This is a genomic window from Marinobacter sp. 2_MG-2023, assembly GCF_030546935.1.
Classification (GTDB): Bacteria; Pseudomonadota; Gammaproteobacteria; order Pseudomonadales; family Oleiphilaceae; genus Marinobacter.
The window spans coordinates 135,250-147,481 of the sequence record NZ_JAUOPH010000005.1 but is presented as its reverse complement, the minus strand read 5'-3'; the positions used below and the strand labels follow the sequence as shown (position 1 = coordinate 147,481).

Genomic DNA, 12,232 nt, shown 5'->3' with positions numbered 1-12,232 from the left:
GGCGCCAATCGTCTTCACTCAGGAGCTTGCGGGCCCGGGGAATGACCACGCCTTCTTCTTTCTTGATGTGCTTGCGCAACGCTTCGGTAAATCGTGCCAACGCGTGGCTGAAGTCTTCCCGGCCATCCGGCCACTGCTCCATGCACACGCTTAGCAGATGACGTAACTCATTGATTTTCTGGTCACCAATCACATAACCGTGCGCCAACTTGTCCAGCAGCGGTTTGGTTTCCGGTGACTTGTCGCCCAGCAAACGATACAGCACGATTTCTTCGGGAGAGCTGTGCACCCGCCGCGCAAAGTGCTGAACATAGTCGAAGATTGTGCTGAACAAGGTTTCATCTGGCTGTTGTTCATTGATATTCATGTCGTGCTGAAGCTGGTCCAGCAGATCCAGTATGCGCCAGAGTGCCTGATGTTCCTGAACGATCGTACTGATGGCTTGCAGGCTATAGCTGTCTTCAGGCGCAACGTTGGTCGGTGTCTGTGTCATTGTCGTTATTCCTCGCTCCGTTTAACCGCCCAGATAGGCTGCAATCACGTCCGGGTTTGCACGAATCTGTTCCGGCGTGCCTTCCGCCAGAACGCGCCCGTAATTAAGCACCAGCAAACGGTCGGAAATGCCCATCACCAGCTTCATATCGTGCTCTACCAGCATCACCGTAATGCCCTGTTCGGCAATCTTGCGGATCAGCTCTTCCAGAGCGGCAGTCTCCACAGCGTTCAGGCCCGCCGCCGGCTCATCCAGCAGGACGACCTTAGGCTCTGCAGCCAGTGCCCGGGCAATCTCAAGGCGTTTAAGCGCACCATAGGACATAGCGGATGCTTCGGTATCGAGGTACTCGCCACAACCCACAAACTCCATCAGCTCAGTGGCCTTTTCCCGCGCGGCTTTTTCCCCGCGGGTAAGCGAAGGCAAACGGAACAGAGTGGTCAACAAATTGCTTTTCAGCGTCAGGTGCCGGCCCAGCATGACGTTTTCAATGGCGGTCATGTTCATACAGATCTGCATCTGCTGGAACGTTCGGCACATACCGCGCTCGGCCAGATCATTGGGCTGAAGCTTGGCGATGCTCTCGCCATTAAGCTTCACCTCACCACTGGTGGGTGTATACAAACCGGTGATCAGGTTGAATAACGTCGTTTTACCGGCGCCGTTGGGGCCGATAACCGAATACACCTGGCCGGCATCGACAGAGAAACTTACGCCCTCTACAGCGTGCACACCACCGAAGGCCTTGGACAGGTTATTGACTTCCACCAGAGCGGTCATGCGTCACCTCCGGCAGATTTTGAGCGTCGTTTGTTCAGGTAATTCGCTGCTGTTGGCAGCAAGCCCTTGGGCATGAAGATCATGGTCAGCATCAGGATCAAACCAAACAACATCATTTCCATCTCCTGAAAATCCGCCAGCACTTGTGGCAACAGCTCCAATACCACAGCGCCAATGATCACGCCTATGGTCGAGCCCATACCGCCCAACACCACCATGGTGATCAGCAAAATCGAAAAGTCGAAGCTTGCGATAGAAGGTGTAATGAAGCCCTGGAAGTGCCCGTAAAGCGCGCCCATTACACTGGCATATACCGCTGAAATCACGAACACCAGGCTTTTATACTTTGCAGTATTTACACCCACTACACTGGCCGCCACTTCTGAGCCATGAACCGAACGCAAGGCCCGGCCGATCGGCGAGTCAATCAGATTCTGCGCCAACCAGACGGCTGCGAGCAGTATTACACCGGCAAACAGGTACCAGGCCAGATCACCGCTGATGTCCATGCCAAACAGGGAGTACTGGCCAAAGACACTGAGTTCCCAGCCAAACACATCAAATGCAGGCATCGGCATGCCATCCGGCCCGCCCGTAAGCTCACGCTCGTTGTTCAGAATAATCGCGATAATGAAACCCACCGCGAGGGTTGCCATGGAGAGGTAGTGGCCTTTGAGGCGTAGAATCGGGCGCCCGACAGTCCACGCAATAATCGCCACACCGATGGCACCAACAACCAGTGCAGGGATGGCAGACCAGCCATAATTGCTGGTCATGATGGCACTGAAGTAAGCACCTATCCCGAAAAATCCCGCATGGCCCAGGCTGATCTGGCCAGCAAAGCCCACCAAAAGGTTAAGGCCGACGACAGCGCCGGCAATCAGCGCGATTTGCGTGGCCAGGCCATAATGAAACGGGTTGGAAATGAACAGTGGCAGGGCAAACACCACGATAGCCAGGAAAACCAGGCCCTTGAGACGGAATTGCGAAAATTGAGCCATCATCACACCCGCTCCACAACTTTGGCGCCAAACAGGCCCCGGGGCATGAAGAACAGCACTACAAGAATCATCGAGAAGGCCACAGCGTCTTTATAGTCAGACGACAGGTACCCTGCAGCCATGGCTTCCACAACGCCAAGAGCCAGGCCACCCACAACCGCGCCCATACCGCTTCCCAGGCCACCGATGGCCGCTGCCACAAAGCCTTTCAGGCCAAGAATGATGCCGATGTCATAGGAAGTGAAGGTAATCGGCGCCACCACAATACCGGCTACAGAACCCAGTAATGCAGACACCATGAATGCCAGCATCAGCACGACCTGGGTCCGGATACCGACCAGACGCGCAGCGTCTTTGTTCATCGAGGTGGCAAGAATCGCTTTGCCTGTCAGTGTACGTGTAAAGAAGTAGACCAGCACGGCCACGAGAACCGCACCAACACCCAGTACCCAAAGACTCTGGCTGTTAAGCACGGCTCCGAAAATCTGAATCGGCTCTTCGCTGCTGAAATTTGGCATAACGTGGTATTCCTTACCCCACACCAGCTGAGCCAGACCACGAATAAAAATAGATGCGCCAATGGTGATAATTATCAGCGTAACCACATCCGCATTTTTAGCGGGTGCGATAGCCAGGCGCTGCAAGGCAATACCCAGCACACCGGCAAGAACTACAGCAAGTACAATCGCGAGCAGCATTGGCACGCCCATGGCCGTCAAAGACACAGTCGCCATACCGCCAATCATCAGGAACTCGCCCTGGGCAAAGTTGATCACATGGCTGGCGTTATAGATCAGCGTGAAACCCAGGGCGATCAAAGCGTAGGTGGCACCAATTGTGATGCCCGTAAACAGGTATTGCAGGAATTCAGAGAACATAATCGGTTCCGCTCGCGCAGCGGCAACCAGCCATCCTTTACGGACAACTGGTTACCTGTGGTACGGATAAGAATAGGCTTAGTTGATCAACTTCCAGCTGCCATCCTGAACTTCCAGGATGCGGAAGGATTCAGCTTCCAGGCCGTTGTGATCTTCGGGTGACATATTGAAGGTACCCGTAACACCTACGTGGCCCTGAATGCTCTCAAGCGCATCACGTACTGCGGCTTTGTCTGTGCTGCCCGCTTTCTCGATGGCTTCAACCGCCAGCATCAGGCCGTCATAGGCATAAGCACCGAAGGTAGACACCTTGGAGTTCCAGCGCGCTTCGTATTCGGTTTTGTACGCTTCAACTACTGGCTTTTGTGGGTCATCCGCTGGCAGCGAATCTGGTACCAGCAAGGGTGACGCAGGCAATCTCAGGCCTTCAGCGCTGTTACCGGCCAGTTCGAGGAAGCTATCAGAAGCAACACCGTGGGATTGGTAGAACGGAAGTTCAATACCCAGCTGGGAGTAGTTGCGGGTAACGATGGCCGGACCCTGACCAAAACCGAAGTTAAGAATGGTCTGCACACCGTCGGTGCCGCGAATGTTGGTGAGCTGGGCCGTCATGTCAGTATCAGAACCGCCATAGGTTTCATCAGCAACAATCTCGATTCCACCCATTGCGCTGGCCGCAGCAAGCGTTTGCTCCCGACCTGAACTGCCAAAACCACCGGTGCCCGAGATCAGGCCCACTTTGGTCAGGCCGCGCTCTTTCATATCAGTCAACACACGCTCTGCCGCCATACGATCCGTTTGCGGAGTCTTGAAAACCCACTTTTTAACCGGATCAGTGATAACAACCGCACCCGCGAGGGAAATGAACGGTATACCCGCCTGCTCAACCATCGGCACTGCTGCCATGGTGGCACCCGTGGTGCTGCCACCGACAATAATGTCCACTCGGTCAGAGCGGATCAGGCGGCTTGCAAAGTTACGGGCCTTGGACGCGTTACCAGCGTCATCATAATGAACAAGCTCGAGTTGACGACCCAGTACACCGCCTTCCTCGTTGATCTTTTCTACATACATTTCAAGGGTTTTCAGCTCCGGATCGCCCAGAAAAGAGGCCGGTCCGGTAACCGCAAGAAAGGATCCAATACGAATGGGCTCAGCTGCCTGAACGTTCATGGCCAGCAAGCCGGCCGCGGCAATAGCTGCAAACTTACTTGCACGACGCGTGATATCTTTGAACATTTTTGTTGTTCTCCCAGGTGTTGTCAGGGCATTTTGGTTTTATAGGCCCCTGAATTTCCGAAAACAGAACGTTTTTCCTACAAAGGTCATACTTTTCGTATCACGTGAATCTTCGCAGCGCACTGTTTTCAGTTTGGCACGGCCGACATTCGTCGAACTCAGCCATTATTGGCTATCCGCCACTCCAATAATACGATACCGTTGACGGATATCAATGGAAAATATTGTATCACTAATCCGGTGTCAACTGAGGACTGCAGTCAGGCATACAACTTTTTCACCAACTAATACCAATGTATTAGCACACATATGCCTTTATGACATTACCCGGAAACACCAGAGCTATTATTGCCCGCTCCGGCTTCATGCAGCTTTACGCGAGGCCGGTATCAAGGATAATGGGCGCCGGAACGGCCTTGAAGGAATAAAACAATCATGTCTGCAAAACAACAGCTCGAAAGTCTGATCCGGGACTTCCAGAAGAAGCGTCCTTTGCGCGCAGGGTCGTTGATCATTACTACCTATGGCGACATAGTGCACCCTCGCGGCGGCAACGTGTGGCTGGGCAGCCTCATGAAACTGCTGACGCCTATGGGGGTAAGCGAGCGCCTTGTGCGCACATCTGTCTACAGGCTTGTTCAGGATGGTTGGCTGCAAACAGAAAAAGTCGGCCGCTGCAGCTATTACAGCGTTACTGGCGCCGGCTTGAGGCGATTTCAGCAGGCATTTGAGCATGTCTACACCATCGGGACCGACGATTGGAATGGTAGCTGGTGCCTGGTATTCCTTAACCAGCTGGAACCAGAAATCCGGGCCAAGGTTCGTGAGGAACTCAAATGGCTCAGTTTCGGCAGCATGGCAACAGGTGTAATGGAACATCCTCGCTTCACGCGCCATGAGCTCGTGCCTCTATTGCAGGAATGGGGAGCGCTGGACGACACCATCGTGATGCAAACCCAGCCCCTGGAACAACGAAGCCCCAAGGCACTGCGCAAGCAGGTCAAAGAAAGCTGGAATCTGGACGAGCTGGGCTTTCGCTATAAGCGCTTCCTGGAAAAGTTCCGGCCTCTGTGGCGGGAACTCAGCACCAACGACAACCTGAGCCCCGAAGACTGCGTTACCGCGCGCATCCTGCTGATTCACGAGTATCGTAAAATATTGCTGCGGGATCCCTTGCTGCCTGACGAACTGCTACCGGGTGATTGGGAAGGACGGAGCGCCAAACAGTTGTGTCGCAATCTCTACCGGGCGATATACAGCCGCTCTGATGAGCTCCTCTCGAGCCTGCTGGAAAATGCATCTGGCCCCTTACCCGGGCCGACGCCAGGCTTTTACCGTCGTTTTGGCGGCCTGGTCGGAGAAAATTCAGCAAATAATGTTGCAACAGTGGCGGAGGAGTCTGCCTGACTCCTCCGCTTTACGCTTGCGTTGCAATTAACCCGCAGGGCGCCCCTGATCCGGCTGGCTGTAATCGCAAACACCGTCAGGGAAGATCTCGGTCAGCCGAGCGATTTCGTCATCGGTAAATGACACTGTGCCGTAGGTGTCGTCATTCAAAGCGGTTGTAACCGGCTTCAGCGCACACTTGAACACACTGCCTTCAATCGGCCCACCGGCCACGATACGTGAAGTTGAGTAGGTCTCAAACTCCGCAGTACAGGCACCTTCAGGCTCGTTATCAAGAATGCCGTTCCATACGCCATCACCCTCAGCGATAAGAGTGCCGTCCGCTTTATAGCATCCGTCTACGGCTGCTGCCGGCTTGTTTTCGGCGATACTCAGCTCGGGATTCGAGCGCATGTTCATCAGCCAATCATGAAGCACCTCCAAGGCCTCTACGGTGGGGTCAGATTCTTCGTTTGGCTCAGGCTCATCCGGGTCGGACAAATCCGTCGGGCGGGCATCTGTAAACCAGATGACCTGATTGTCAGCATCGCCCAGTTTGTTGATGATGCGCTGGCGCACCGAGAAAGATTGGTGGCTGTTGTGCATGTCCAGCACTTCCTCGAGGTAATGCCTCCAGTCTATGACCGGCATATTAAGCTGGCCATCAAACACCATGCCGGAGGTATAGGCCGCTTCCATGGCCATCAGATCGCCCTGAGTCCGGGGCGCCGGTTGCGTGCCGTCCGGGCTCAGAGTCATGTTTCGGGAGCTCCAGGGATCGAAGCTGGCGGGGCTAACAGTCGAACCAACAAATGGAAAGCCTTCCTGCACCATTTCGGATGGCTGCTTCCACCCCCCAATCTGGGCGTTCAGCTTTAAAAACTCGGATGTCGAAATATTGCCATCCAGAAGTGCTCCAAGCCCATATTGCACGCCAACATTGTCATACAGGGTGCGGGGGTTGCCGTTTTCGTCAAGTCCGTAGATATTTCTCAGATCGTCGTAATGCGTCCACTCAACGCTATCCATCACACCCTCAGGCTGCATCAATTCCTGGTTGCGGGCCGCGCCAAAGGCCGGGTTCATCACCAGAGGCGTCAACCCACGCCAGGCCGGGATACACTCGGTCATGCCGGGTGCCGTACTGTACCCGAGCATCTGTTTTGCACCTGCCAATGGGTCTGGGTAATCATCAGTCGCATTCAGCCCGACCAGCCAACTCCGGTTGGTTGTTGTCTGCCATTTGGCGTTGTTTTTATCAGTGACATCCATGTAGTACTCAAGTAGTTCACAGTCACCGATATGAATGGTCTGTGTGACCATGTCAGGGTAGGAGTACTGGGGCACACCAGCGTCCAGAAGATCAGGATGATTCTGGGAATAAACGTACTGCTGGATACCGCCCCCGGATCCGCCAACAGATACAGTGTACTCAGGCACACCAAAGCGTTTGATGAAATGCTCTTTCACCATCAGCGCCGTTTCACCACCGACCTGAAGGTTATAATGGGTATCTGCTTTGGTACCGGTGGAATAAATAACCGCATAACCCTTCGCAAGCGTATCTGGGCGTAGCGCACGACTGTCGCTGACCCGGCCCTGTGAATGGCCGATGGCTACCCCACCCTGAAAGTGAAACAACAGGCGACCATTCCAGTTGACAGCGGAGGTCTCCTCAGGCTCATCCCCCAGTTCGGCGAGGGTGGCAAAGCTGTAGATAAACCGGTTAATGGTCCCGCGCTCCTGGCGCACGATGAAATCAACGGTGCGGCCATCGGTAAGCTCTGTGGTGGCCATATCCGCAGGCCGGGAGCCGTCATCAGGCAAGGGAGCCCAATTACCTCCGGTAGTGCGATAAACGAACGTGACGTAGGAGTCGATTGTGCAATCTCGGCTCAATCCAACCTGGTTACCATCGCCATCCATAACCGGGAAGCCTGTATCGCCTTGTGTATCCACCTCGGGCTGCTTACCCAACTCTGTTGTTACGGTACACACGAAGGGATACTGCTGCGGGCCAGAGAATATCGGACCGGTTACGGGATAAGCCGTCAATGTCAGATCGCTTAGCGGCCCGTACTCAACATGGTGCAGCTCCAGCCGGTTTTCGCCCTCAGACAATCCTGTGACGAGAATTTCCAGGCCCTTCCGGCCCTCCCGGATCACTGGGGTGACTTTGGCATCATTGAGCCAGAGTTCCAGGCTGTCCTTTTCCGCAGCGATCGTGGCAGCATCGCCGTCAAGGCCCACCAGAACATCGTTGCCACTGACCTGGTCCGGAGCACTGGACAGAGTGGCGAGCTCAAGGTCTGGTTGATCGGAGGAACTACCTGAACTGCTGGAACCATCGAAACAACCGCTTAACATGAAGGTCGTCAAGCCTGCGACCAGGCCAAACTGTACCCTTGAGTTCTTACGCATAAACAATTCCCTCTTCGTTGTCTTATTGTCGGGCGTAACACAGAGCATAGGAGTGAGTAGCAGATCGCAACAGATACAGATTTGGACAAAACACTCAAACAGGCGCTGTACTGTGAATCGTCAAGTGAGCTGCTGGTGTGCCAGTACGCCAAGCTTGCGCACGGCTGCAGCAATATCTGGCGTAACAGGGCTCCCCGCATTCAGGCGCAGACAATGAGTATGACGCCCGGCGGGAGAAAATACCCGCCCCGGAAAAATGTGAATCTGCTGCTTCAGAGCACAATCGAAAAGCCGCCCGGCATCAACGGCGTTCGGCAACTCCAGCCAAAGAACACACCCTCCGGACGGCTCATTAATTCGTGTGCCTACTGGAAAATACTGGCGAGATAGCGCCATTAATTCACGGGTCTGGCACTGCAGGTGAGTGCGCAACTGTTGCAGGTGTTGATGATAGAAGCCGCTCTCCATCAGCCTGGCCATCACCAGTTGCGGCGCCGAAGCCGTGGTAATGTTGCTCACCTGTTTCAGTTCGAGCACCCGGTGCAAAAAGCGCCCCGGAGCAATCCAGCCCAGCCGCATCCCTGGCATGAGAGATTTCGAAAAAGAGTTGCAGTAGATGACCTCGCCTACGTGGTCAAATGCCTTGACCGGCAACTGCGCCTCCCCGAAAACCGTGTCACCCCAGATGTCATTTTCGATCACCGGCACCTTATAGCGCCCGGCCAGCCGCGCCAGCTTTTCCCGGTTTTCGGTCGGCATGCTGAACCCTAAGGGGTTCTGGGCATTGGCTGAAACAATACAGGCAGATACCTGGCCCCGGCGCATAGCCTGCTCAAGCTCTGCCAAACGGATACCCTGGTGAGGGTCTGTGGGAATGGGCAAAGCCTTACGTCCCAAAACCTCCAGTGCAACCAAGGTGCCGTAATAGGTGGGTGTTTCTATAGCCACGGCATCACCGGGCTTTGTCACTACCCGCAAAGCGAGCTCAATGGCTTCCATACAGCCATTGGTGACCAGCACATCCTGTTCGGTAACCGGCACCGGATAGTTCAGGCTTCGGCGGGCAAGCTGGTGAATAAAAACTTCCTCACCGCGCGGATGGGCATAATGCCAGGTGGCAAGCCCATCTGACCGGGTAACCCCTCTGAACTCCTGCATGACTCGCTCAACAGGCATAATTTCAGTGCCCGGTAATGCTATCCCGAACCGCGTCATGGAGTGACTTACGTAGGGCTCCATGTAGCGCAGAATTTCTTGACTGAGCGATACCTCCACAGGAAGTAAGGGGACAGGCGTCCGTGTCACATCCACCGGTTTTTGTTCAGACAAATTCGGGGTAACGATCACACCGGAACGCGGGATACGATGAATCAGGCCATCGGCTTCAAGCTGCCGAAAGCACTGCAAAATAGTGTTGACGCTGACCTGGAAGAGGCGGCTGAGCACCCGCACAGAGGGTAGCTTCTCTCCGGCACGGTAACTCCCCTCATGGATGTGCTGCCTGAGGTGATGGCTGACATTTTCATACAGGTAGGCTTTTCCAGACATGGACAGTCCCGACACTCGTCCCAGAGCAACGCAACGTGGCTATCCCTGCAGATCAACCAGGCGACTCGTATTTTTATTTTATTTAAGCGTAGACCAGTCGGCCCCTTTGGTACAGAGCACTGCACAGAGCCGCTTGCTTCATTACCTAAAGATCTCTTATCGATTTTTCAGGATTATTTAATGAACTTTACCCTTTTTACAGGTTAAATATTCCGTAGCATTCTATCCATATATCCAATGTTATGGAGTCAGGAATCATGTGGAAAGGGTTAGGAGTCTGCGCTCTGCTTACCGCCGGTGGGTTCGTCCTGGCGGACATCCCGGTCATTCAACAAAGCGGCATCAGCCCACTAGTCTTCGCTCTGCTGCTGGGGATGCTCGCCGGAAATATGCCATGGGCCCGAAAGGCTGGTGGCCTGGAGCAGGGGTTGAAGTTTGCGACGCGCTGGCTGCTGCGAGGAGGCATTGTTCTCTTTGGCTTTTCCATCACCCTCGGCCAGATTCTGGCTCTCGGCCCGGGAGTGGTCGCGCTCGATGTTATTGTAATGAGTACAATACTGGTGCTGGGCTATCAACTAGGCACACGTGTGTTCCGCCTGGACGCAGAGACCGCCCTGCTGACCAGTGCCGGTAGCGCCATTTGCGGCGCAGCGGCTATCCTCGCGACTGAAGCCACCATACGCTCCAAGCCGGCGGCAACCTCCATGGCCGTCGCGACAGTGGTACTGTTCGGTAGCCTGGCAATGCTTGTCTACCCTGCTCTCTATTCGGTTCTCGGGTGGGATCAAAGCCTGTATGGGGTGTACATTGGCGCAACCGTGCACGAGGTGGCACAGGTAGTAGCCGCGGGTGATGCCATTGGTGCCGATGCTCTGGCCAACGCCGTTATCGTAAAACTCGTGCGCGTCATGCTGCTGGTTCCTTTCCTGCTGATTGTTGGTCAGTGGTGGTTAAAGCGGATTAAAACGGAACAGCCCGAGTACGCTAGTGGCCAGGGTTTAACCATCCCCTGGTTTGCCTTCGGTTTCGTAGCCATGGTCATCGTGAACAGCACTATTGCACTACCGGCGATGGCTCACGACACACTTGTTCTGGGCGGCCAGGTCGCTCTGGCAATGGCAATGGCGGCACTGGGCTATGAAACACGGATTGATAAACTGCGCAGCCTGGGTTTCAAGCCCTTCTTACTGGCGTTGATATTGTTTGTGGTGCTCATTGTGGAAGGCATGCTGCTGACCCCACTGTTAATGGGCGCATAATCCGGTCTGGAAGCCTACAAATACGGTGTCTGCACAGGTTCACCGTTCGGGCATTGCGCTACCAGGCGCCAAGCCGGACAACGGCTGTCATAATTGACACCGGCACGCCCGAGTGACATCTTTGCATCCGTTTAAAGCAAATAACAATAATAGCGCTGAGTCTTCCAAGCATGTTGATTCTGACCGGTTTTAGCCTGGGTTGCCTGGTTATCCTACTGATTACAACAACCCGTGAGTTACACCGCTCATCCGCTGCACGAGTGTTCGCGGTTTTTCTCATTGCCAGCTTCGGGTTTCTGCTCCATCCCCTCGCACCGGCTCACTGGCAGTGGCTTACTCTGAACCTGCAGGGCATGCTTCCGGCCCTGTTCTGGCTCCTGTGCCAGATCACTTTTCGCCAACGCCTGAACTCGTTTTCCGTATGGAGCCTGATGGCCTTATTCAGTGTGGTGGCGCCCAGCGTCGCCAGGTGTTTTTACAGCCACCAAAATGCTGAAGGCTGGGTGCTTTTCTTTGGTTGGGAATTGGGCCAACTGTTTGAGTTCGTTATTATTGCCAACGGCTTCTGGATAGTTCTTGCAGATTGGCCGGCGGACCTTGTGGAACCGCGCCGAAAACTACGCGCTCTCGTTTTAGTTATCGCGGGCACTGCAGTTTTATGGGTCGCTTTGGCATTCAATCTGGGTATTGCTCACGCTATCAACCGGGCCCTGGTGGTCTCAATTGCCGGCGTGGCAATAGCTACCTTCCTTTTACAGGGGCGGTTCAGTGAGCTGTCGTTCCAAAGCGGGCTGACCCCACCCACCAAGCCTGAACAGAACGAGGAGCCTAACGAAAACACCGGTCAGGCCGATTTCCAGAACGAGCATGCAAAACGACTTGCCGACCTGATGGCAGAAGGCTATTACCGCACTGAACATTTAACTCTTAAAAGGCTGGCCGGAGAGCTCGACCTGCCTGAGTATCGCACTCGCGCATTGATCAACAAGCACCTGGGTTATCGTAACTTCAACGACTACATCAACCAGCTGCGGATTGCAGAAGCCTCAACGCGCCTGATTACAGCCCCTGACACGCCAATTCTCAACATTGCTCTGGATGTCGGATACCGCTCCCTGAGCTCATTCAATAGGGCGTTCCGGGAAATCAAACAGGCAACGCCAACAGAGTTTCGCCAGAAACATTCAGCGGCGTGACAATAGCCTGGTGGTTTCTGTTTCTTGAACA

The 12,232-nt window shown here is 54.5% G+C and carries 9 protein-coding genes and 1 pseudogene; 3 read left to right on the top strand and 7 right to left on the bottom strand.

Annotated features, from left to right (window positions below; genetic code table 11):
* Positions 1-43: 43 nt before the first annotated feature.
* The 5 genes and pseudogenes from Q4501_RS14455 to Q4501_RS14435 form a co-directional block, all read right to left on the bottom strand.
* Positions 44-493 (bottom strand): annotated as a pseudogene (locus Q4501_RS14455) (hemerythrin domain-containing protein); the annotation flags it as partial.
* 21 nt (positions 494-514) lie between these two features.
* The gene (locus tag Q4501_RS14450; RefSeq protein ID WP_303596968.1) at positions 515-1,273 is read right to left on the bottom strand and encodes an ABC transporter ATP-binding protein; all 759 of its coding nucleotides are present in this window, start codon (positions 1,271-1,273) and stop codon (positions 515-517) included.
* Positions 1,270-2,277: a branched-chain amino acid ABC transporter permease gene (locus Q4501_RS14445; RefSeq protein ID WP_303596967.1), complete on the bottom strand. Its 1,008-nt coding sequence runs from the start codon at positions 2,275-2,277 to the stop codon at positions 1,270-1,272. Before Q4501_RS14445 ends, Q4501_RS14450 begins: the two co-directional genes overlap by 4 nt.
* A complete protein-coding gene (locus Q4501_RS14440) occupies positions 2,277-3,152 on the bottom strand; it encodes a branched-chain amino acid ABC transporter permease (protein ID WP_216006510.1) in 876 nt (291 codons plus the stop codon). The genes Q4501_RS14445 and Q4501_RS14440 overlap by 1 nt, the downstream gene beginning before the upstream one ends.
* A 78-nt stretch (positions 3,153-3,230) precedes the next feature.
* Positions 3,231-4,391, bottom strand: a complete 1,161-nt coding sequence (locus Q4501_RS14435; RefSeq protein ID WP_303596966.1) for an ABC transporter substrate-binding protein — start codon at positions 4,389-4,391, stop codon at positions 3,231-3,233.
* 435 nt (positions 4,392-4,826) lie between these two features.
* On the opposite strand from Q4501_RS14435, the gene paaX reads away from it, so the two are divergent.
* Positions 4,827-5,798 (top strand): phenylacetic acid degradation operon negative regulatory protein PaaX, encoded by a 972-nt coding sequence (gene paaX / locus Q4501_RS14430; RefSeq protein WP_303596965.1) that lies wholly within the window; start codon positions 4,827-4,829, stop codon positions 5,796-5,798.
* A gap of 27 nt (positions 5,799-5,825) precedes the next feature.
* On the opposite strand, the gene Q4501_RS14425 is transcribed toward paaX, so the two are convergent.
* A complete protein-coding gene (locus tag Q4501_RS14425) occupies positions 5,826-8,198 on the bottom strand; it encodes a DUF6351 family protein (protein WP_303596964.1) in 2,373 nt (790 codons plus the stop codon).
* 120 nt (positions 8,199-8,318) lie between these two features.
* Entirely contained in the window at positions 8,319-9,746 is a 1,428-nt protein-coding gene (locus Q4501_RS14420) for a PLP-dependent aminotransferase family protein (RefSeq protein ID WP_303596963.1), read from the bottom strand.
* A 257-nt stretch (positions 9,747-10,003) separates the two neighbouring features.
* On the opposite strand from Q4501_RS14420, the gene Q4501_RS14415 reads away from it, so the two are divergent.
* Positions 10,004-11,005, top strand: a complete 1,002-nt coding sequence (locus Q4501_RS14415) for a YeiH family protein (protein ID WP_303596962.1) — start codon at positions 10,004-10,006, stop codon at positions 11,003-11,005.
* Between the two features lie 170 nt (positions 11,006-11,175).
* Complete coding sequence (locus Q4501_RS14410) at positions 11,176-12,201, top strand: helix-turn-helix domain-containing protein (protein WP_303596961.1); 1,026 nt, start codon at positions 11,176-11,178, stop codon at positions 12,199-12,201.
* The last annotated feature ends 31 nt before the right edge of the window (positions 12,202-12,232 follow it).